The sequence below is a fragment of the Paraburkholderia dipogonis genome, from assembly GCF_046027395.1.
Classification (GTDB): domain Bacteria; phylum Pseudomonadota; class Gammaproteobacteria; order Burkholderiales; family Burkholderiaceae; genus Paraburkholderia; species Paraburkholderia dipogonis_A.
Genome location: NZ_JAQQEG010000074.1, coordinates 1 through 20531, shown reverse-complemented (window position 1 = coordinate 20531; position 20531 = coordinate 1). Strand labels below are relative to the sequence as shown.

Genomic DNA, 20531 nt, shown 5'->3' with positions numbered 1-20531 from the left:
GGGGGGGGGGGGTGCGCCCGGGGGGCGGGGGGGGGCGCGCCCCCCCCCCGCGGCGCGGGCGTCGCCTTCGGCGCGCCATTCCGATGCGTTAGCCGGCTGTGGATCTTGCTTCATTGACGGCTGGATTTTTGCAGGCTTCGCATCGAGCGATCCTGACAGTGAGCGAGTGCGATCTTTTCTTCCAGCCCGGCAAGCGGCACGGTCGGGAGTCGAAGGTAATTGTCTGAAGGCAACTTAACAGGCGCGCCCTACAGTTTCGTTTCGAATATTTAACTAACTGTTACAGCACGACGCATGGCTAAAGTCTTGAAAGGTGTCGCCGCGCCTTATCGCCATTGCTTTCGATCGCCATGCATGTCTGATTGCGGCGCCGTGTCATGCGTCAACCGTAATTTGCGGACACAAATGCTGCTGAACTCCTGGCCGTACGTTTTTTCTCAATCACATACGAAGGAGAAAATCGTGAGCAGGCTCATTGCATCAATGGCGCTGTTGGCGGTGACGGCCAGTCTGACCGGATGCGCGGTCGCACCGGGATACGACTATGGCTACGCGCAACCTTATTACCCTGACTACGGCTATGCGTACGGGCCGCCGTATGCGCCGGTTTATGGCAGCGTCGGTATCTATGGCGGCTGGGGTGGGTCCTGCTGTTACCACGGCGGGTACTGGCATGGCGGCCATGGATGGCATGGCGGAAACGGCTGGCACGGCGGTGGCGGTGGCTGGCATGGCGGTGGATACGGCGGATCCCACGGCGGCAGCAGCGCTAGCGGCGGAGGAAGTTCGTGGAGCGGCGGCGGTGGCGGCCACGGAGGACACGGGCGTTGAAACCGCGAACCCAAAACAAAAACGGCGCTGTGATTTCTCACAACGCCGTTCGCAAAACTTTTACTGCATGAATTCTTTGGGGTGGCTGATGGGGCTCGAACCCACGACAACAGGAATCACAATCCTGGACTCTACCAACTGAGCTACAGCCACCACTGACATCTGCTTGACTCGCCGTAAAACTTGGCTCGTCGATGAAGAAACGAGATTATACGAACAAGAATTCCGTTTGCCTAGTCCTTTATTCAAAAATTTCGATGGGCTCACGCAGATGCTGTCTTGCCTCGTCGAAGATCGTCAGATCGCGCGCGGCGAGCCGCTTGCTATCGGACAACACACGGCGCCATCCACGCGCACCCGCTTCGCCGCGATAGAGGCCGAGCGCATGGCGCGTGATGGCGCCGAGATACGTGCCGCGCGCCATTTCAGCGGCGCAATACTCGATCAACTTCGCTTCGACCTGTTCGCGAGTCAGCGGCGTTTCCGTCGCCCCATAGAAGCGTGCATCGACATCGGCCAGCAGATATGGGTTGTGATAAGCCTCGCGCCCGAGCATCACACCGTCGACGTGTTGAAGATGCGTCTCGACTTCATCGAGCGTCTTGATGCCGCCGTTGATGATGATCTCCAGATGCGGGAAGTCGCGCTTCAACTGATACGCGTACTCATATTTGAGCGGCGGAATCTCGCGATTCTCCTTCGGACTCAAGCCCTTGAGAATCGCGTTGCGCGCATGTACGACGAACACGTTGCAGCCGGCGTCCGCAATCGTGCCGACGAAATCGCGCACGAAACCGTACTCTTCCACGGCATCGACGCCGATGCGATGCTTCACGGTGACCGGCACCGACACTGCATCGCGCATGGCCTTCACGCAGTCGGCGACGAGCTGCGGCTCGTTCATCAGGCACGCACCGAACGCGCCGCGTTGCACGCGCTCGGACGGGCAGCCACAGTTCAGATTGATTTCGTCGTAGCCCCATTGCTCGCCGAGCTTCGCCGAGCGCGCGAGGTCGTCGGGTTCGCTGCCGCCGAGTTGCAGAGCGACCGGCGCTTCCTCGGGCGTGAACGCGAGATGGCGCGGCACGTCGCCATGCAGCAGCGCGCCGGTCGTCACCATTTCCGTGTAGAGCCACGTATGGCGAGAGATCACGCGATGCAGGGAACGGCAATGACGATCGGTCCAGTCCATCATGGGTGCGACCGATACGCGGCGCGGACTGGGAGTGTGAGGTGAAGACATGGGGCGGCCAGACGGCTTGATTCAAAACACCGATTTTACCGCAAGGCGTGAAATCGCCGGCCCGGGCGGGTTACTCGTCACCTGCGCTTCGATTGCTTGACACCCAAACGCCGAGCTTCAGCGAGTCGCGCCCGAGACGTTCGTTCCGCCCTCATCCGTTTTAGCCTGCAGCAAGCCGGTGTTGCGCATGGCCGAAAGCACGTCCTCGATACGCGCGTCCTCGATCAGACGTCGCCCGGCGCGCAGGCGCCGTGCGTTCGTCAAATCGATCGCACGCTGCAAATCGGAAGTTTCAGCGGCAATATATACCGCCATGCCATAGCCATATATATCGGCGAGCTTGTAGTCGAAGAAGTATTTCATGCTCCCGTTTTCGGCAGCCGCGCCGAAAACTTTACAGCGGAGTCACGAGGGCATGCGAAACGGTCGCCCCTCGCAGAACAGATCAACCATCAGTGTTGTCCCGCGTTCAGCAACATCCATATCTGCTTTCGAGGCTCACCGGCAAGGACGCGCGCGAACGCCGCTCCACAACGCACGCACGTGTAGTGCTCCTCCGCTCGCTCGTCCTTCACTGCCCCGCGACTTTTCAACGTCAGGTTGTCATGCGGGCGATGAGCGGCCGGCAAGCCATAAAGATCGAAGCAGTCTGTGCACGGTTGAATCCACAGGTCCATCGAAGTGCTCTCCAAGGCAACGAATCCGGACTGAAATCCGATTCGCACCACGCTACTAATCGCGATTAACCCGCGCCGCGAACCGGGTCTTTAACGCCCAAACACGCTTGGCTCGCGGGGTCGGACCACCGCTGACGCTTGTCCCGTCTACCTTCAGTCGATTATTTCAGAATCAAGAACAGTAATTTCAGATTATCGGTACAAATTTTTAATAGTAGGGGTATACACTGCCTCCCATCGACGTTGCAGACACACCTCACCGGCCCCTGCGACGCCTTCCTGAATTGAAGTCGAAACGTTATCGGAGTCACACCATGAAGACCAAGCTCATCGCCGCCCTGCTGGTTGCTGTTTCTGCCTCGATCGCTGCTCCCGCCTTTGCCAGCGGCTACGGCCCGGCACCGTTCTACCGTCCGTCGGTCGGCGCACCGGCTTCGCAACAAGGCCAGAATGCACAAACCGTCGCAGCTGAACGCGCCAACGCTCAATCGAATGCCTACGGCGGCGTGAAAGACGTGTCGTCGCAATCGGGCGCCAAAGAGCCGGTTTCGGGCCCGCAATCGGTTTTCTTCGGCCACTAAGCAGTTGCCGTTGAACCGGCTGCCTCACGAGGGCAACCGGTAAACTGGGCGCCGCGCATGCAGTCTCGATGCCGGCGCCCAGTTGCGTTTACGCGGCACTGCAATCGCATGACGACGCCCGACTCACTGCTCAGCGACTGTTCGCCCCGCCTATTCGCCCTTAGGCGATTCGCAAAACCGGATCCGGTTGCCGAACGGATCGACCGTCTCCAGCACCCTTCCCCACGGCAACGTTTCAACGCCCGGCTTTCCATATTTGTAGTCTTTGCGCTGAAGTTCGGCATGAAACGCGTCGATATCCTGCATCGGCACGAAAATCGTCGAACCCGGCGTGGCGTCGCCATGATGCTCGCTCAAGTGCAGGATCAGATCGGAGCGCCGCACCTGCGCATAGAGCGGAAAATTCTCTTCGAACCGGTGTTCCCATTCGACAGTGAAGCCGAGAAAGTCCACGTAGAACTCCCGGGCTTTTTGCTCGGAAAAGATACGGATGATCGGGATGGCGCGCGCGAGATGCACAGCGGTCTCCAGCTAGTCATGACGGGACAGCCAGCTTAATCGAATGCGTTCGCAATTTCACCCAGGTGCGCAAGGAACGTCAGGCTAGGCGGCGAGGCCCCCAGCGTCGATCACTTCGCGCGCCGCGCGGAAGCCCGCCTCGGCCGCGGCATGCTCGGTGCACCATAAGCTGTCGATATGCACGAGCCGCCAGTTGACCACCACAACCGCGCCCCGCAACACCCGAAAATGCGCTTTGACGCCCGTCAGCACCTGCTCGACGGCGACCTCGATGTCGTAGTCCTGATAGCGCTCCTGGTAGTCCCCCATGTCGAGGCCCTTCGGCTCCATGTTCGCCTCCGTGGTGTCGCCGCCGATGTGACGGCCAGCCTTGTCCGGCGAGCACGCTCGACGGCTCGCGAAACCCTTCAGCCTGAGCGTCAGGCCGACCTTGCGTTGACGATCAATCGCAATCGCCAGAAAGATATTGCCGGCCGTTGCAGGTGATTTCGACGTCGCCGCCGCTCGCTTCGGCAACCAGGCCGCCCGCCAGCAATTCGGCTGTAATGGACTGCGCCAGTTTCGGCGCATCCTGTCCGACGCCGACGTCGTTCAGACGCCGCAAGGCTTCGACCGCTTCAGGACTCAATGACTTCGACATGGCCGTCTCCGTCTACATGCTCAATTCATCCTAGCAAGTTTCGGGGACGTATGCAGGCGCGCGTCGAGGCACGCGGGTTGCGTGGCGGAAGTCATCCCACCAGCGTGACAGCGGCGAAACCGGCAGGCGGCGTCGCCAAGGAGGACGGACATGGAGCGAAGCAGGCGGGCGGTGCTGATAGCGGGCGTCGCGCTGGCGGTAGCCGGCACGAACGGCGCGGTGGCATTCGCACAGACGGCGAAACCGGGTCAGGCGCAACAAGCGGGACAAACAACGCAAAAAACGGCCCAGGCAGTGCCGCCAAACGACAACTCGTCGATGGTCAAGCCGCCCGAGGCCGCCTCCGGCTCAGGTGGCTCGAGCAATCCCGACAACATGCCGATCAAGCGTCCGACCAAGCCGACCAACGACAGGATGACGCACGAGCCGCCCGCCAGCGGCGCGAACGCGAAATAGCGCGGACCTCACAGGCGCGCGATCGACACCTCGGTCGACTTCACCAGCGCGACCACTTCCGAGCCGACCTTCAGGTCGAGTTCGTCGACGGAGCGCGTGGTGATCACCGAGGTGACGATACCGAACGGCGTATCCACATCGACTTCGGACACCACCGGTCCGCGGATGATTTCCTTGACCTTGCCTTTGAATTGATTGCGTACGTTGATTGCGGAAATGGTCATAACGTGTGGCTCCAGTGAAGCGATTAAAAACAGTCAATCAAGGAATGTCAGACGGCCCAGCGGACGTCTGTCGGCCGCGTGACGCGGCCTTCGTCACGTGCGTCGTACGCGCGATGGGACAGCGCGTCGTCATTCGGCGCCGTCTTCAGTACGCGTTGCAACACATGTTCTTCGAGCGCGGCGAAACCCGCCGATGCGCGCGCCCGCGGACGCGCCAACGGCACCGGCTGATCGAGCGCGATGCGGCCTTCTTCGATCAGCAGGATCCGGTCGCCGAGCGCCACGGCTTCATGCACATCGTGCGTGACCAGCAGCGCGGTAAATTGATGCTCGCGCCACAGGCGCTCGATCAGCGCGTGCATTTCGATGCGCGTCAACGCATCGAGTGCGCCAAGCGGCTCGTCGAGCAACAGCAATTGCGGCCGATGCACGAGCGCCCGCGCCAGCGCCACCCGCTGACGCTGACCACCGGAAAGCTGCGCGGGCCAATCGTTGGCTCGCTCCAGCAGGCCGACTTCGTTGAGCACGGCGCGCGCGTCCTCACGCGCGCTGCGGCCGAGGCCGAGCATCACGTTTTGCAGCACGCTCTTCCAGGGCAGCAGCCGCGCGTCCTGAAACATGATGCGGGTGTCGAGCGGGCCGCCGTCTTCGGTACGCTTTTCGAGCACGCCCGAGGTGGTCTTCTCCAGACCGGCGACGAGCCGCAGCAAAGTCGATTTCCCGCAGCCGCTGCGGCCGACGATCGCCACGAAACTGCCGCGCTCGATCGACAGATTGAAATCGGACAGCACCTGGCGCTCGCCGTATCGTTTGCCCACGCCGCGCAATTCCACCGAATGATCCGCGGCGCGACGGGCGTCGTTGCGCGCGAGCGCGCCGGCCGACAGTCCCACGCCAACCCGCGCATCCACGCGAGCTGGATGATGATGCGTCGCATCGGCGTATTCGACGTCCGCGGCTTCGTGCGCGTCATGATCGACGGTGCGCGGTTGCGCCAGCTCGGCTTCGAGATCGCTGCCGGCAATCCCGCCGAACGACGTGGACAAGGTCGTCGCGTTCATGACTTCGCTCCTCGCTGATAGGCCGGGTGCCAGCGCAGCGTCACGCGTTCGAGGCTCTTGGCCAGCACGTCGGCGAGTTTGCCGAGCGCCGCGTAGAGCAGAATGCCGACCACCACCACATCGGTTTGCAGGAATTCGCGGGCGTTCATCGTCATGTAGCCAATGCCCGATTGCGCGGAAATGGTCTCGGCGACGATCAGCGTGACCCACATCAGCCCGAACGCGAAGCGCACGCCGACCAGAATCGACGGCAACGCGCCCGGCAGAACCACATGCCGGTACAGCGCGAAACCCTTCACGCCATAACTGCGCGCCATTTCGATCAGGTTGGCGTCGACCGAACGGATGCCGTGAAACGTGTTCACATAGATTGGAAAAAACACGCCCAGCGCGACGAGAAACACCTTCGCTTGCTCCTCGATGCCGAACCACAGAATCACGAGCGGAATCATCGCCAGCGCCGGGATGTTGCGGATCATCTGCACGGTCGAGTCGAGCGCGATCTCGGCGGGCTTGAACAGACCCGTCGCGAGTCCGAGGACGAGACCGATACCGCCGCCGATCGCAAACCCCGACACCGCGCGCCACGTGCTGACCTTCACGTCCGCCCACATTTCGCCGGACTGGATCAGCGACCACGCGGCCTTCACGACCGCGAGCGGTTCGGGGAGCACGCGCGTCGACAGCACGCCGCTGCGCGCGGCGAATTCCCACGCCAGCAGAATCGCGAGCGGCGCGAGCCACGGTGCGAGATGCGCGCCGATCCGGCGCAATGTGTTCAAAGCGGCGCCGGCGTCGGCGCCTTCGTCCCGCCCGGCGCTCACAGTGGATTGAGCCATGCTTGCGTTCCTCATTGCTTATCGATGGTCGTGCATGCCGTTTGCAGCGCGCACGCTCAGCTCGAACTCGCCGCCTTCGGCAGATAGTTGTTGCCGACGATCTCGCCGAACGGCCCCGACAGCGGCCCATTCGAAACCTTGTTCTGACGGTTCGGCAGCAGCGGAAACACGAGTTCGGCGAAGCGATACGACTCTTCCAGATGCGGATAGCCCGACAGAATGAAGGTGTCGATGCCGAGATCGGCATACTCCTTCATGCGCGCCGCCACCTGCTCCGGACTGCCGACCAGCGCCGTGCCCGCGCCGCCGCGCACAAGGCCCACGCCCGCCCACAGATTCGGATAGACCTCGAGCTCCGCGCGGCCGCCGCGCTTGCCGCCGTGCAGCGCGGCCATGCGGCGTTGTCCTTCGGAGTCCATCTTCGAGAACGAGGCCTGGGCGCGCGTGATGGTTTCGTCGTCGAGTTTGCTGATCAGCTTGTCGGCGGCGGCCCACGCTTCTTCTTCCGTCTCGCGCACGATCACGTGCAGACGAATCCCGAACTTGATCTGGCGGCCATGCGCCGCGGCGCGCGCGCGAATGTCGGCGATCTTTTTCGCCACGGCGGCGGGCGGCTCGCCCCACGTCAGATAGGTGTCGATATGCTCGCCCGCCATGTCGTGCGCGGCCGGCGACGAACCGCCGAACCACAGCGGCGGATGCGGGTTCTGCACGGGCGGATACAACGCCTTGCCGCCCTTCGAACTCAGATGCTTGCCTTCGAAATCGATCGCGTCGTTGGTATGCGAGGCGGCGAGCAGCTTGCGCCAGATGTGCAGGAACTCGTCGGTGATTTCATAGCGCGTGTCGTGATCGACGAATACGCCGTCGCCTTCCAGTTCCGCCGCGTCGCCGCCCGTCACGACATTGATCAGGAGACGCCCGTTCGACAAACGGTCGAAGGTCGCCGCCATGCGCGCGGCCAGACCCGGCGACGAAATGCCCGGGCGAATCGCCACCAGAAACTTCAGCCGCCTGGTCGCGGCGATCAGACTCGACGCGACGACCCATGCGTCTTCGCACGAGCGGCCCGTCGGCAGCAGCACGCCCTCGTAGCCAAGCGTATCGGCGGCGACGGCGATCTGCTGGAAATAGTCGTAATCGGCTGCGCGTGCGCCTTGGGACGTACCGAGATAGCGGCTGTCGCCGTGAGTCGGAATGAACCAGAACACATTCATTTTGCTGCTCCTGCATGGTCGAAACTGGATTGAACGGAGACGGTGCGTCGAGCGTTCGCGCACACGCCGACCGCGCGCATCCCTCCGGCACGCAGCCGGACGGTGCATCGCAAAGAGGCGGAAAAAATTCGGTAGCGGCGCTGGCTAGCGGCGACAGCGGACCCGCCGGCGCGCGCGCGCCATACGGCGGGTGAAGATCGGCATCAGGCAGGACATCGCGACAGCTTCCCTCGACCAAACGTGCGCGTCATGCGCTCGATTAAACGGCGACGGCGGCAAACGCCGTCTACATGGAGAAACAGTCTATGGATCGGGCTGCGGCTTTTGAACGATTTTTTTTAGCTTAGGTTTTCCACTTTCGTGATTAGCCCGACGCTAAAGCATACGGATGTTGCGCGTTGTGCACGCTGGAATGGGGGTGGCGCTCGCGAGAAAACGCCGGGCCGCCCCAAGTTTTCTCGCGCCCCTCGGGGGCCTGGCGCGAAGCGACAGGTTAGGGGGCACTCTATATAATGGCGCACGTTTCCAATAATCCCGGTGCAGGCCATGCGAACCACGCCGCCTGTACCCTGGCGGTGCAATGCATGCAAAAACTCATCCTGCCGTTCGTCGCTGGTTTTCTGGCTTCCTTGTTCTTCCACGAATCGACGCTGGCGCTGCTGCATGCAGCCGGGATGATCGACCCGACCGGTTTTTCGACCGCGCCGTTTTTACCGCTCGGCTTGCCTGAGTTCATCGCCAATGCGATCTGGAGCGCCTTCTGGGCCGTGCTGATGGCGTGGCTGTTGCGCGTCGCGCCGCAACGACGTGCGCCGTGGGTGCCGGCCTTCGTGTTCGGCGGCATCGCGTTGACGGCGGCGAGCGTGTTCGTGATCGATCCGCTGCGCGGCATCTGGCCGAGCGGCAACATGCTGCCGCGCCTCTCCGTGGCATTCGCGGCGAATGCGATGTGGGGCTGGGGCGCGCTGGTGTTCATGCGCGCGTTCATGGCGAGCGAAGACGAGGATTGAGCGGCCTGGCGGCCTGGCGGCCTGGCGGCAAGTTGATCGCAACGCTATGCCGCCGGCAAGGGCCGCATAGCATGGTGAAGTTAGAATCGCTCGCGCCTTAACCGCGCAAATCCCGCAGCGGGTGTTCGTTCGCCGGCCACGGGCTCTCGAACATCTTCTCGACCTCGGCGGCGTTCACGTCTTCAATGCGCGCAAAGCGCCAGCGCGGCGCGTTGTCCTTGTCGATGATCCGCGCGCGTATGCCTTCGATCGTGTCGCCGTGCAGAAAGCTCGAGCGCGTCAGATCGAGATCGCTGCGCAGCACGTCAGCCATTGAACCCTCGGCGCGCGTCACCACTTCCAGCGACACCGCCATCGACAACGGCGAACGTTCGCGCAACACCGCAATCATCTGTTCGGCCCAATCGGCGGCGTCGCCGCCGCCGTCGCGCTCACTTTCGAGCGAAGCGAGAATCCGCGCGACATCCGGCAACGCGAAGTGACGATCGATCAACGCGCGCGTGTTCGCCAGCGACGACGCCTCCGGTCGCGGCACGACCTGATGCGCGAGCGTCCCGCGCTCGACGCACGCCACCACCTCCGCGCCGCGCTCGAACCGCTCGCCGCGCAAGGTATCGACCAGCGCGGGCAATGCCGCGTCGTCGATGTAGGTGTCGGCGAGACCCGCGTAGAGCGCGTCGGCCGCGCCGATCGTTTCGCCGGTCACGGCCAGATAGCGGCCGATCGCGCCCGGCGTGCGGGCCAGAAACCAGCCCGCGCCGACATCGGGAAAGAGCCCGATGCGGGTTTCGGGCATCGCCATCTTGATCGAACCGGTGACGACGCGCAGACCGCCGGTGCGATGCGCGCCCTGCGAAATGCCCATGCCGCCGCCCATCACGACGCCGTTCATCAACGCGATATACGGCTTCGGATAGGTGAAGATCGCGTGATTGAGCCGGTATTCCTCGATGAAAAACGTGTCGCGCGCGTCATGCTCGCCGCGCTGCGCCGACTCGTAGAGAAAGCGGATGTCGCCGCCCGCGCAGAACGCGCGCGGATGCTGGCTGCGCACCACGACAGCGAGCACATCCGGATCTTCGCGCCACTGGTCGAGCGCCGCGTGCATCGCGCGAATCATGCCGGTCGACAGCGCGTTGAGCGCCTTCGGTCTTTCCAGTTCGATGAAACCGATGCGGTTGGCTACGTAAGTCGCGACTTCGTCGCTGACGGCGGGCGAGGCTGAAATGGACATGGAGAGCTAAGCGCAACGGCGCAAAATGAGGTGGAATTGAACGTTATCACGCACTTGCGGCTTTGCGCCTGGTCGCCGGCGCGGGGACGCTGCCGGCCGCTGCTTTCGCCGATTTTTTGCTGGGCAGCTCAAGGGCAGGTTCGTTGTCTGGTTCCCGCTCTGGTTCCACCGGCGATTCGGTGCGCGCGCCAGGGGATTTTTTCTTGCGCGTGCCGGCGGTGGCCGTGGTGCCCGGCGATTGCGTTGTGGGCGATGCGCCCAGCCAGGCGTCGAGCGCGACGTCCACCACTGTATCGAGCGGCGCGGTCGGAAACACGGGACACGTGAGGTTGAGCGCGACGATGCCATGCAGGTTCGCCCAGAACGCCTCGGCCCACACGGCCACGTCCGTCGATGCCGACAGACGCCCCGCCGCTTTGAGCTCTTCGAGCGCGGAAATCATGATGTGCAACGCGGCCTCGCCGGGATCGTCCTCAGGCGGGGCCGCTTCACCGCTCGCTTCGTCCGACGCAGTGACGCCGCTGTCCTCGCCCGCCACCGCCTTACCCTTCGGCGCGCCGCTCAACGCCGCGCCGGTGTAGCTCGGATCTTCCATGAAGATGAGCCGGTACGTTTCCGGATGGGCGACGCCGAACGCCACATAAGCCCGCCCGAGCGCCTTGAGCCGCTCAGCAGGATCGGCGATGCTCGCAAGCGGCACAAACGTTTCCAGCAGTTGCGCATAGCCTTCCGCGCACAACGCCTGCGCGATCTCGTCGCGGCTTGCGAAGTGCAGGTAGAGCGTGGCCGGTGAATATTCGATGGCGTCGGCGATTTTACGCATGGACAGCGCGGCAAAGCCTTCGCGCATCACGATGCGCCGCGCGGCATCGAGGATGCGTTCGCGCAGTGCCTGTTTCTGGCGGTTCTTTCGTTCGGCGATTCCCATGACGAACATTCTCCGGTTGACAAACTGAAAAGTCAAATTAAACTGAACACTGTTCACTGAACGGCGTTTATTAAATTTTATACCATCAGTCACAATTATGCGGACGCGATGCGGCGCCGCTTCAAGGAGTCGTCATGGAAGTCACAGGCAAGGTGGGTTTATTCGGCGCCGCGGGCGCGGCCGGTCAGATCATCGTGGCGGCGCTCGGCGCGGCGGGCCGCGATTACCGGGTAGTCGGCCGCTCGCGAAAGCCACTCGAAGCCGCGTTCGGCCACGATCCGCACACGGAGATCGTCACGTGGAATCCGGACGACCCGGCGTCGATCCGCGCGGCGTCGCAAGGTCTGCAGACGGTGATCTATCTGGTCGGCGTGCCCTACGATCAGTTCGCCGCGCATCCGCCGCTCATGGACAGAACGCTTGCCGGCGTGACGGCGGCGGGCGTCGAACGCTTCATTCTGATCGGCACGGTGTATCCGTACGGCCGCGCGCGCGGCAATCCGATCCGCGAAAATCATCCGCGTGAGCCGCATACGTTCAAGGGCCAAATGCGGCTCGCGCAGGAAAATCTGGTGCTGGCGGCGCATGGACGGGACGGCCTCTCGACCCTCGTGCTGCGTCTGCCCGACTTCTACGGCCCGGGGATCGAGCGCAGTCTGCTGAACGGCGTGTTCGAAGCCGCGGCGAACGGCAAGCGCGCGCAGGTGATCGGCCCGGTGGATGTGCCGCATGAATTCATCTATCTACCGGATATCGGGCCAGTGGTCGAACAACTCACGCGCACGCCCGAAGCGTATGGGCGCTGGTGGCACCTCGCCGGCGCGGGCACCATCACGCAGCGCGAAGTGGCGCGGCAGGCCTACGCGCTGGCGGGCCGGCAACCGAAGCTGATGGTGGCCGGCAAGACCCTGCTGCGCGTGCTCGGCCTGTTCAATCCGTTGATGCGGGAACTGGTGGAGATGAATTACCTGATGACCGAACCGGTCGTGCTCGACGACTCGGCGTTGACTGAACTGATTGGCCCGATCGCCAAGACGTCTTATCAGGAAGGGATTCGCCATGCGTTCGATGCCGCACGCGATGCGGCATCGGCAAATGCAGGAGCGAACGGGAGCGCCGCGAGCGCGGCCTGAATGTGGACGCGAGGACCGCCTGGACGTGGCGAGTGGCGGCCGCGAGCTTCGCTGTTGGTTGTAGCGTCCGACGTTTCAGGTCAGCGCATGCAAACGCGCCCGGGCTTGCTCGGCCCGCTCAGTCGCACTTGCTCATAGCCGCGCCCATCCCCCGAATCCGCTGCGATGCGATGGAGTCCGCATGGCCGCATTCTCTCTCGGGCAGCCCGATTACCCCGCCACGTTGCCCGGCGGAAAATGCCCGCTCTTGAGCAGCACGGGCGTGCCGTTACTGATCTGCAAGTGCTCGCGCGCGACGGCTTCGATGCGCGGACGTCCGGCGTCGAACGCGCGCATCCAGCCTTCCAGGTCCTCCGAGTAGGCGCCGAAGTGATCCTCGAGCGCTTCGACCGAGATCGCGCACGGCACCGGCTCGCCATCCACCAGTGCGGGAAAGACAACGGTCAGATTCGAGTCGCGGTAAGCGGGCGCGTCCGCGGGAAACCGAATTTCCATGGTCGCCTCATCAGAAAGATCCGGCAGGGAACCGGCGCCGGCGAGAACCGGCCGGCCCCGGACAACGTCGATATGGTACTCGCGCGGCCGGACCGCGGTCCAGCCTGCCGCAGCGCTTTCATCAGCGGTTTTGTCGATGCTCGCAGTAATGCTTATCTCCACCTCACTCACCGCCATCAAGCGCCTCCCAACAAGCGGTCGACGTAATCGCGCCCCGCCTGCTCGACGAAAACGAGCGCCTCCTCTTCGCTGCTGAAGCGTTGCCCGTCGCCGAGTTCGAGCAAGGTTTCCATGCGGTGAGGATCGTCCGGACCGTGTTCAGCCAGGCTCACCGAGCCGACGTAAGTCCCGCTCGCACTGCCGGCGGTCGTGGCCGGTGTATCCGCCGCCGGCACGAGGCGCGCGGCGGCGCTGATGTAATAACCACGGTAAGGGCCGCTGACCCGTTCAGCCATATTCGTTCTCCTCGTTGCAATTCATGGGCGGACGCCGCGTGGAACTGCGCTCGATACGTCTGCCCGTGCGTTGACCTTCATGTCGCCGGCTGCGACCGCGCGGCCGGTGCAGCACGCGCGTCGGCGCGCGGCCAGCCAGTATGTAAGGCGCCTCGGGAGCCGAATAGTTCTGTCGAGCCACGCGGCGATGCACCCCGATCGCACTTGTTCGGCTCGCGCCGGTCGAACTGGATCATCGGCACGGTCCGTGCTGCCGCCACGACGCCTTTTCGAGTTCAGCGAGTGCAATATGGGAAAATATTTTCTGCAAAACCACGAATTGCCCGAACCGGATGCGGCGAACACATGGTTTGCTTACGCCGAAAGCCACGGCATCGACATTCCAGAAGCCATCAGCATCTGGGAAGACGCGGCCACTAAAGAAGGCGAGGAAAGCCGCCGGAAGGTCAGCGCGGCGGGCATTACGATCGAAACGCCCTGACCTGTCCCGACGTTCAGCAGGCGCTCCCGGTCTGCGTGCCTAGCCCGAATATCAATCTGAAAGGAAACAACACGATGCATTTCATGACGCAACTGCGCCGCGCCGGCCGCTTCAACCGCTTGCGAACCCGCTCAGTGCTTGCTCTCGTTCGCCGGACCTCGCTGTTGGCCGCCCTTCCCGCCGCCCTGCTGCTCGGCGCGGCGGCCCTCGCCGGCTGCGCATCGTCGAACACCACGTCGCTGATCAATCTGCCGAACGGACAGACTGGCTTTGCCGTGAATTGCAGCGGCGCCGACGCCGCTTCCAGCTGGGCTTCGTGCTACGTGCAGGCCGGCAAGGCATGTGGCGCGACGGGCTACGACATCGTGTCGAAAGACAATGACGAAGGCGGCACGGCGGGCGGCAGCGTCACGAACGTCGTGTCGGCCAACGTGAAAAACCGCTCGATGATCGTGCGCTGCAAATAATCGCCCGCGGCGCCTGCGTCCGTGCCGCGGCTCAGTGCGCCTGCATCTTCGAAAACATATTCAGCACGGCAACTCCGGCAATGATCAGCCCGAGTCCGATGACGGCCGGCACGTCGGGCACCTGTCGGTACAGCAGCACCGCGACCAGCGTGATCAGCACGATGCCGGCGCCGGACCACACCGCGTAGACGATGCCGACCGGAATGCTCCTGAGCGTGAGCGACAGGCAATAGAACGCCACGCCGTAGCCGAGCACGACCACCGCTGAAGGCAGGAACCGCGAGAAGCCCTCCGACGCGCGCATCGCGGAGGTCGCGATCACTTCGGCCACGATGGCAATGCCGAGCAACGCATAAGGAGGCAACCGCATCGCCTCAGGCCTTTGCAAGCGCGAGCTTGCTGTAGTCGTGGCCGAGATGCGCGCACAGCGCTTCCACGACCAGTTCGTGATCGGCGCGCTGCGGCAGACCCGACACCGTGATCGAACCGATCACGCCCGCGCCCGCCACCGTCAGCGGAAACGCGCCACCGTGCGACGCGTACTCCGTGGCGGGCAAGCCGTGCTTGTCGGCGAGCGTGCCGCCGGCCTGCTGCATCTTCAGTCCGATCGCGTACGAGCTGCGGCGGAAATGCGCGACCGTGTTGCTCTTGCGGCGCACCCAATCGACGTTGTCCGGCGTCGCGCCGTCGAGCAGACTGAAGAAGAGCGGCTGACCGAAGGTGCGCACGTCGATCGCAACGGGGATACCACGCGCCTTGGCGACCTCGTGCAGATAGGCGCCGACTTGCCACGCGCGGTCGGTATCAAATTGTGGGAACACCAGCGCATGTTCCTGAGCGGCAATCACCTGCAGATCGTGAGCGATATCCATGGAGTTCAGAGCAAGGTAAGAGGTGGAGCGTGCGCCGTGCGTGCATGGCGGCGTCGCGAGAGGAATCTGAATTCTAGCGCAGCGCCTTACGCAGGCCTTCCGGCATGCGACGCGGGCAATGCGTACGGCGACCTTCAGACCTCACGCGCGGATCCATATCCCGTGGATTGAAGCTGGTTCTTAAATAGCTATTGCACAGCTATTCGCTTTGTTCTATAATCTTTTCTTCGACGGACGCGGGGTGGAGCAGTCTGGCAGCTCGTCGGGCTCATAACCCGAAGGTCGTAGGTTCAAATCCTACCCCCGCAACCAAGTGCACCAAATTGGTCGGATACGTCGAAAACAACATTGAAGGCTTGCCCAACCGGCAGGCCTTTTTTGTTTTTCTTTCCAAATATTTCATGGCGCGCTGCGCATTCCCCGCTTTTCTCTTCCCCAGTCTGATTTCATCAGCGGTTCCTGACGGCAAATCGCCCCGCCCGTGACGCCATCCACGCCCTCGGATCAAGCCTCGCGCGCAAGATACTCCGGATTCCGAACAAAATGATTGCGCCATTTGCGAGCAGTGTCCGGCGCCCCTGCGCACCGACCTCACCGGCCGCGGAATCCGGCGCGACGCTATTTTGCGGCCTGAGAAAAACCGCGTGCCAGTGATAAACTCCTATCACCCTTTCTCGTCCCCTTCCTATGAAATTCTGTTCTGTCTGCGGCCAGGGCGTCAGCCTGAGCATTCCGCCTGGCGACAACCGCGAGCGCTTCGTATGCGGCAGTTGCGGCACGGTGCACTATCAGAATCCGCGCAACGTGGTCGGCACCGTCCCGGTCTGGGACGAGAAAGTGCTGCTGTGCCGTCGCGCGATCGAACCGCGCTACGGCTACTGGACGCTGCCCGCGGGCTTCATGGAAATGGGTGAGACGACCGCCGAAGCAGCATCGCGCGAAACGCTGGAAGAAGCCGGCGCGCGCGTCGAAGTGCAAAACCTCTTCTCGTTGCTGAACGTGCCGCACGTGCATCAGGTGCATCTGTTCTATATGGCGCGCCTGCTCGACCTCGACATTGCCGCCGGCGAAGAAAGCCTCGAAGTGAAGCTCTTCGAAGAACATGAAATCCCGTGGGACGAGATTGCCTTTCCCACGGTCGGCCAGACCCTGCGTTTCTTTTTCGCCGACCGCGCCGCCGGCAGCTTCGGCCTGCACACGGGCGACATCTTCCGCTCGCTGCGCGAAGGTTGAGCGGCGCGCATGGTTCCCTGGCTCGGACCTGACGATCCGTTTCCGCCCGTCGAGCGCGCCCTCGGCGCGACCAGTGGCGCGCCGGGCCTGCTCGCCGCCAGCGGCGACCTGCTGCCGTCGCGGCTGATCGACGCCTACCGGCGCGGCATCTTCCCGTGGTATTCGGACGGCCAGCCGGTGTTGTGGTGGAGCCCCGACCCGCGCATGGTCCTGCGCCCCGCCGAATTCAAAGTGGCACCGTCGCTGCGCAAGACGCTCAAGCGTGTGCTGCGCGAAGACGCGTGGGAAATCCGTGTCGACCATGATTTCGCCGCGGTGATGCGCGCCTGCGCGCAGGCGCCGCGACGCGGACAGCGCGGCACATGGATCACCGCGGATGTCGTCGAAGCGTACTCGTCGCTGCATCGTGTGGGTGACGCGCACAGCATCGAAACCTGGTTCGAAGGCAAGCGAGTCGGCGGTTTGTACGGCGTGTCGTTCGGCAGAATGTTCTTCGGCGAATCCATGTTCGCGGAGGTCACGGATGCGTCGAAAATGGCGCTGGCTGCGCTTGTCGGACACTTACGCCGTCACGAAATAGAAATGATAGACTGCCAGCAGAACACGTCGCATCTGGCGTCGCTAGGCGGTCGCGAGATAGCGCGCAAGGCGTTCATCGCGCATGTTCGCGCGTCGGTCGAGGCGCCGCCGATTCCCTGGCGCTTCGACAAGACCGCGTTGCTCGACGTCGTTGCGCCAGCGGCGTAGGAAGAATCAGGCCGAATCCGGATCCGTCGCCTACCGAGCCGCGGGTCACGAGCCGCGGGTTGTCCACCGCAAGGCGCCGGGTTTGCATTACCAGAGACGCTTCGAGAGCTGCCAACGTGACTCATCCCAACGAGCTGCCTCTTTCCCCGCTTTCGGCGCTGCAATTTTATGCAACGGCGCCCTACCCCTGCAGTTACCTGGACGGGCGCATCGCGCGCTCGCAAGTCGCCACCCCCAGTCACCTGATCAACTCCGACGTCTACACCGACCTCGTCAAGGCCGGCTTCCGGCGCTCGGGCGTGTTCACGTACCGACCGTATTGCGACGGCTGCCGCGCCTGTGTGCCGGTGCGCGTGCCGGTCGACCAGTTCGAGCCGAACCGCACGCAGCGCCGTGTGTGGAAGAAACACGGCGAACTGATCGCGACCGTCGCGCCGCTGCACTACGACGAAGAACACTACGCGCTCTACATGCGTTATCAGTCGGCACGGCACGCGGGCGGCGGCATGGATCGCGACAGCCGCGATCAATATGAGCAGTTCCTGCTGCAAAGCCGGATCAACTCGCGGCTGGTCGAATTCCGCGAGCCGCTGCGGGACCGGCCGGATGCGCCCGGCATTCTGCGCATGATCAGCATGATCGACATCCTCGGCGACGGGCTCTCCTCGGTGTACACGTTTTTCGAGCCGGGGCTGCCGAACACCAGCTTCGGCACCTACAACATCTATTGGCAGATCGAGCAGGCACGCAGTCTCAAGCTGCCTTACGTGTACCTCGGCTACTGGATTCGCGAGAGTCCGAAGATGGCGTACAAGGCGAATTTCCGGCCGCTCGAGGGATTGATCGACGGCGCCTGGCGCGTGCTAGATCCGACGGGCGTGGACCTGCCGCCGGTCGATCTGGCGATTCAAGGCAAGCGCGCACCGTTCAAGCCATAGCCAAGCCGTAGCCAAGGCGGTCCGCTCGGGCCGCCGCCCGATCCCGCCAGTCGGTCTCATTAAAGCCCCAAAGCCGGTAAAATGGCGGGTTCCCATTTTCCGGCCGCCCGGCTTCGTCCCGTGTTCAGTTCCCTCTACCCGCTTGTACGCGCCCAACTCTTTCGCATGGACGCGGAAGACGCTCACCACCTTACTTTGCGCATGCTCGGCGCCGCCGGCCGAACCGGCCTCGCGGGCGCGCTCGCGCCGCGCGTGCCGGATGCGCCGCGCACCGTGATGGGGCTGACGTTCCGCAATCCGGTCGGACTCGCGGCGGGCCTCGACAAGGACGGCGCCTGCATCGACGGCCTCGCCGCGCTCGGCTTCGGCTTCATCGAAGTGGGCACGGTGACGCCGCGCGCACAGCCGGGCAATCCGCGCCCGCGCATGTTCCGGCTGCCGCAGGCGAACGCCGTGATCAACCGGATGGGCTTCAACAACGCGGGCGTCGACCAGTTCGTGAAGAACGTGCAGGCCGCGCGCTATCGCGGCATTCTCGGTCTGAACATCGGCAAGAACGCCGATACGCCGATTGAACGCGCCGCCGAAGACTATCTGTACTGCCTCGAACGCGTGTATCCGTTCGCCAGCTACGTGACGGTCAACATCTCGTCGCCGAATACGAAGAATCTGCGCCAGTTGCAAGGCGCGGGCGAACTCGACGCGCTGCTCGCGGCGCTCAAGGAGAAGCAGCAGCGTCTGGCCGACATGCACGGCAAGCTCGTGCCGCTCGCGCTGAAGATCGCGCCGGACCTTGACGACGAACAGATCAAGTCGATCGCCGACACGTTGTTGCGTCATCAATTCGAAGGCGTGATCGCCACCAACACCACGCTCTCGCGCACGGCCGTTGCGGGCATGCAATACGGCGACGAAGCCGGCGGCCTGTCGGGCAAGCCGGTGTTCGACGCGTCGAATGAAGTGATCCGCAAGCTGCGCGCGGAAGTCGGCGAAGCAGTGCCGATCATCGGCGTCGGCGGGATTTTTTCCGGCGACGACGCGCGCGCGAAGATGGCGGCCGGCGCATCGCTGGTGCAGCTCTATACCGGGTTCATCTACCGCGGACCGGCGCTGGTGGCCGAATGCGCGCAAGCGCTGCGTTAAACCCGACGGCGCTGAGCGGCGCACTAGCGGCCGCGCCGTGGCGCCGGGCCCTGCGCCCACTCCGCGTCTCGCGTCTCGCGTCTCCCGCCCCGCGCCCCGCGCCCCGCGCCCCGCGCCCCGCGCCCCGCGCCCCGCGCCAGTAATATAGACATAAACAAACGGTATTTTGATTTCGATAGTCTGCTTTGTTACGCTTTCGTCTGCTAAAACGCCAGACGAACAAAAAAGGAACTCGATGAAATTTGGCTTGCTTAAAAAGATTCTCGTCGCCGGCCTGATCGGCGCGTCGTTCACCGCAGTCGCCGCCCACGCCGACGACCTGCTCGATCAGGTCAAACAGCGCGGCACGCTGCGCATCGGCCTCGAAGGCACCTTCCCGCCGTTCAATTCGAAGGCGCCGTCGGGCGAGCTGGTCGGCTACGACGTCGACATCGCGAAGGCGGTCGCGGCCAAGCTCGGCGTGAAGCCGGAATTCGTCACGACGGAATGGAGCGGCATCATCGCCGGTTTGCAGGCTAACAAGTTCGACGTGATCGTCAACCAGGTCGGCATCACCGACGCGCGCAAGCAGGCGCTCGACTTCTCGCCGGCCTACACGTACTCGGCCGCGCAACTGATCCAGCGTAAGGACGACACGCGCCAGTTCAAGTCGCTCGACGACCTGAAGGGCAAGAAGCTCGGCGTCGGTCTGGGCACGAACTACATGGACATGGCGAAGTCGGTGCCGGGCATCGACGTGAAGACGTATCCGGGCGCGCCCGAGTATCTGCGCGATCTGGCCGCCGGCCGTCTCGACGCGGCGCTCAACGACCGTCTGATGCTCGCTTACCTGATGAAGAACTCGCAGTTGCCGTTGCGCACCGGCGCGAACGTCGGCGCGGGCAACCCTTCCGGCATTCCGTTCAGGAAGGGCAATCCGAAGTTCGCCAAGGCGATCGACGACGCGATGACCCAGCTCGAAGCGGACGGCACGTTCTCGAAGATCTCGGACAAGTGGTTCGGCATCGACGTCAGCAAGCCGATCAAGTAAGACGCGCTGACTGAAACGAAGGGGGGGGGCGGCGGCCGGGCCCCCCCCCCCCCCGGATGAAGAAAAATTTTTTTATG

27 protein-coding genes and 2 tRNA genes are annotated in these 20531 nt (G+C 63.5%); 13 read left to right on the top strand and 16 right to left on the bottom strand.

Features of this window, described 5'->3' with window-relative positions:
* The first annotated feature begins 462 nt into the window (after positions 1-462).
* On the top strand, positions 463-831 hold the full coding sequence (locus tag PQR32_RS40450; RefSeq protein ID WP_408241006.1) for a hypothetical protein: 369 nt from the start codon (positions 463-465) through the stop codon (positions 829-831).
* A gap of 77 nt (positions 832-908) precedes the next feature.
* Here the strand turns inward: PQR32_RS40450 and PQR32_RS40445 are convergent.
* The 3 genes from PQR32_RS40445 to PQR32_RS40435 form a co-directional block, all read right to left on the bottom strand.
* Positions 909-984, bottom strand: a tRNA-His gene (locus PQR32_RS40445).
* An 88-nt stretch (positions 985-1072) separates the two neighbouring features.
* Positions 1073-2074: a tRNA dihydrouridine(20/20a) synthase DusA gene (gene dusA, locus PQR32_RS40440; protein WP_408241004.1), complete on the bottom strand. Its 1002-nt coding sequence runs from the start codon at positions 2072-2074 to the stop codon at positions 1073-1075.
* Between the two features lie 117 nt (positions 2075-2191).
* Positions 2192-2437 carry a hypothetical protein gene (locus PQR32_RS40435; protein WP_408215164.1) on the bottom strand — a complete coding sequence of 82 codons (246 nt, stop codon included), beginning with the start codon at positions 2435-2437 and terminating at the stop codon, positions 2192-2194.
* A 628-nt stretch (positions 2438-3065) separates the two neighbouring features.
* On the opposite strand from PQR32_RS40435, the gene PQR32_RS40430 reads away from it, so the two are divergent.
* Complete coding sequence (locus PQR32_RS40430) at positions 3066-3332, top strand: hypothetical protein (protein WP_408241001.1); 267 nt, start codon at positions 3066-3068, stop codon at positions 3330-3332.
* Positions 3333-3482: 150 nt separating this feature from the next.
* Here PQR32_RS40430 and PQR32_RS40425 read toward each other — a convergent pair whose 3' ends face one another.
* The 3 genes from PQR32_RS40425 to PQR32_RS40415 form a co-directional block, all read right to left on the bottom strand.
* Positions 3483-3851: a glyoxalase superfamily protein gene (locus tag PQR32_RS40425; protein ID WP_408241000.1), complete on the bottom strand. Its 369-nt coding sequence runs from the start codon at positions 3849-3851 to the stop codon at positions 3483-3485.
* Between the two features lie 84 nt (positions 3852-3935).
* The gene (locus PQR32_RS40420) at positions 3936-4181 is read right to left on the bottom strand and encodes a hypothetical protein (RefSeq protein WP_408240997.1); all 246 of its coding nucleotides are present in this window, start codon (positions 4179-4181) and stop codon (positions 3936-3938) included.
* 112 nt (positions 4182-4293) lie between these two features.
* Complete coding sequence (locus PQR32_RS40415; RefSeq protein WP_408240994.1) at positions 4294-4491, bottom strand: hypothetical protein; 198 nt, start codon at positions 4489-4491, stop codon at positions 4294-4296.
* A gap of 150 nt (positions 4492-4641) precedes the next feature.
* On the opposite strand from PQR32_RS40415, the gene PQR32_RS40410 reads away from it, so the two are divergent.
* On the top strand, positions 4642-4947 hold the full coding sequence (locus tag PQR32_RS40410) for a hypothetical protein (protein ID WP_408240991.1): 306 nt from the start codon (positions 4642-4644) through the stop codon (positions 4945-4947).
* 8 nt (positions 4948-4955) lie between these two features.
* Here the strand turns inward: PQR32_RS40410 and PQR32_RS40405 are convergent, their stop codons facing one another.
* Genes PQR32_RS40405 through ssuD form a run of 4 tightly spaced genes read right to left on the bottom strand, consistent with a single transcriptional unit; the run spans position 4956 to position 8288 of the window.
* On the bottom strand, positions 4956-5171 hold the full coding sequence (locus tag PQR32_RS40405; RefSeq protein ID WP_028198179.1) for a TOBE domain-containing protein: 216 nt from the start codon (positions 5169-5171) through the stop codon (positions 4956-4958).
* 47 nt (positions 5172-5218) lie between these two features.
* Positions 5219-6232, bottom strand: a complete 1014-nt coding sequence (locus PQR32_RS40400; RefSeq protein ID WP_408240988.1) for an ATP-binding cassette domain-containing protein — start codon at positions 6230-6232, stop codon at positions 5219-5221.
* Positions 6229-7071: an aliphatic sulfonate ABC transporter permease SsuC gene (ssuC, locus tag PQR32_RS40395; RefSeq protein ID WP_408240985.1), complete on the bottom strand. Its 843-nt coding sequence runs from the start codon at positions 7069-7071 to the stop codon at positions 6229-6231. Before ssuC ends, PQR32_RS40400 begins: the two co-directional genes overlap by 4 nt.
* A 56-nt stretch (positions 7072-7127) precedes the next feature.
* A complete protein-coding gene (gene ssuD / locus PQR32_RS40390) occupies positions 7128-8288 on the bottom strand; it encodes an FMNH2-dependent alkanesulfonate monooxygenase (RefSeq protein WP_408240982.1) in 1161 nt (386 codons plus the stop codon).
* 584 nt (positions 8289-8872) lie between these two features.
* Here ssuD and PQR32_RS40385 point away from each other — a divergent pair.
* Positions 8873-9298 carry a hypothetical protein gene (locus PQR32_RS40385; RefSeq protein WP_408240979.1) on the top strand — a complete coding sequence of 142 codons (426 nt, stop codon included), beginning with the start codon at positions 8873-8875 and terminating at the stop codon, positions 9296-9298.
* 97 nt (positions 9299-9395) lie between these two features.
* Here the strand turns inward: PQR32_RS40385 and PQR32_RS40380 are convergent, their stop codons facing one another.
* Positions 9396-10532 carry an enoyl-CoA hydratase/isomerase family protein gene (locus PQR32_RS40380; protein ID WP_408240976.1) on the bottom strand — a complete coding sequence of 379 codons (1137 nt, stop codon included), beginning with the start codon at positions 10530-10532 and terminating at the stop codon, positions 9396-9398.
* Positions 10533-10578: 46 nt separating this feature from the next.
* On the bottom strand, positions 10579-11460 hold the full coding sequence (locus tag PQR32_RS40375) for a TetR/AcrR family transcriptional regulator (RefSeq protein WP_408240973.1): 882 nt from the start codon (positions 11458-11460) through the stop codon (positions 10579-10581).
* Positions 11461-11594: 134 nt separating this feature from the next.
* Between PQR32_RS40375 and PQR32_RS40370 the strand changes: the two genes are divergently transcribed.
* On the top strand, positions 11595-12593 hold the full coding sequence (locus PQR32_RS40370; RefSeq protein ID WP_408240970.1) for an NAD-dependent epimerase/dehydratase family protein: 999 nt from the start codon (positions 11595-11597) through the stop codon (positions 12591-12593).
* A gap of 210 nt (positions 12594-12803) precedes the next feature.
* Here PQR32_RS40370 and PQR32_RS40365 read toward each other — a convergent pair whose 3' ends face one another.
* Both PQR32_RS40365 and PQR32_RS40360 read right to left on the bottom strand, forming a co-directional pair.
* On the bottom strand, positions 12804-13088 hold the full coding sequence (locus PQR32_RS40365) for a DUF1488 family protein (RefSeq protein WP_041758889.1): 285 nt from the start codon (positions 13086-13088) through the stop codon (positions 12804-12806).
* A 176-nt stretch (positions 13089-13264) separates the two neighbouring features.
* Positions 13265-13543, bottom strand: coding sequence for a hypothetical protein (locus PQR32_RS40360; RefSeq protein ID WP_408240967.1), 279 nt, complete (start codon positions 13541-13543; stop codon positions 13265-13267).
* A 289-nt stretch (positions 13544-13832) separates the two neighbouring features.
* Here PQR32_RS40360 and PQR32_RS40355 point away from each other — a divergent pair, with 289 nt between their 5' ends.
* Both PQR32_RS40355 and PQR32_RS40350 read left to right on the top strand, forming a co-directional pair.
* Positions 13833-14024: a hypothetical protein gene (locus tag PQR32_RS40355; RefSeq protein WP_408240964.1), complete on the top strand. Its 192-nt coding sequence runs from the start codon at positions 13833-13835 to the stop codon at positions 14022-14024.
* 74 nt (positions 14025-14098) lie between these two features.
* A complete protein-coding gene (locus tag PQR32_RS40350; RefSeq protein WP_408240961.1) occupies positions 14099-14491 on the top strand; it encodes a hypothetical protein in 393 nt (130 codons plus the stop codon).
* A gap of 31 nt (positions 14492-14522) precedes the next feature.
* On the opposite strand, the gene PQR32_RS40345 is transcribed toward PQR32_RS40350, so the two are convergent.
* Positions 14523-14855 (bottom strand): DMT family transporter, encoded by a 333-nt coding sequence (locus tag PQR32_RS40345; RefSeq protein WP_408241009.1) that lies wholly within the window; start codon positions 14853-14855, stop codon positions 14523-14525.
* A gap of 10 nt (positions 14856-14865) precedes the next feature.
* Complete coding sequence (locus PQR32_RS40340) at positions 14866-15363, bottom strand: heme-degrading domain-containing protein (protein ID WP_408240958.1); 498 nt, start codon at positions 15361-15363, stop codon at positions 14866-14868.
* Between the two features lie 235 nt (positions 15364-15598).
* On the opposite strand from PQR32_RS40340, the gene PQR32_RS40335 reads away from it, so the two are divergent.
* The 6 genes from PQR32_RS40335 (at position 15599) to PQR32_RS40310 (ending at position 20454) form a co-directional block, all read left to right on the top strand.
* Positions 15599-15675, top strand: a tRNA-Met gene (locus PQR32_RS40335).
* Between the two features lie 375 nt (positions 15676-16050).
* The gene (locus PQR32_RS40330; protein WP_132374874.1) at positions 16051-16596 is read left to right on the top strand and encodes an NUDIX hydrolase; all 546 of its coding nucleotides are present in this window, start codon (positions 16051-16053) and stop codon (positions 16594-16596) included.
* A gap of 9 nt (positions 16597-16605) precedes the next feature.
* Positions 16606-17343, top strand: a complete 738-nt coding sequence (gene aat / locus PQR32_RS40325) for a leucyl/phenylalanyl-tRNA--protein transferase (protein ID WP_408240955.1) — start codon at positions 16606-16608, stop codon at positions 17341-17343.
* A 116-nt stretch (positions 17344-17459) separates the two neighbouring features.
* Positions 17460-18281, top strand: a complete 822-nt coding sequence (locus PQR32_RS40320) for an arginyltransferase (protein WP_408240953.1) — start codon at positions 17460-17462, stop codon at positions 18279-18281.
* 81 nt (positions 18282-18362) lie between these two features.
* Complete coding sequence (locus PQR32_RS40315) at positions 18363-19424, top strand: quinone-dependent dihydroorotate dehydrogenase (protein ID WP_408240950.1); 1062 nt, start codon at positions 18363-18365, stop codon at positions 19422-19424.
* Positions 19425-19659: 235 nt separating this feature from the next.
* Positions 19660-20454, top strand: a complete 795-nt coding sequence (locus PQR32_RS40310; RefSeq protein ID WP_408240947.1) for a cystine ABC transporter substrate-binding protein — start codon at positions 19660-19662, stop codon at positions 20452-20454.
* The last annotated feature ends 77 nt before the right edge of the window (positions 20455-20531 follow it).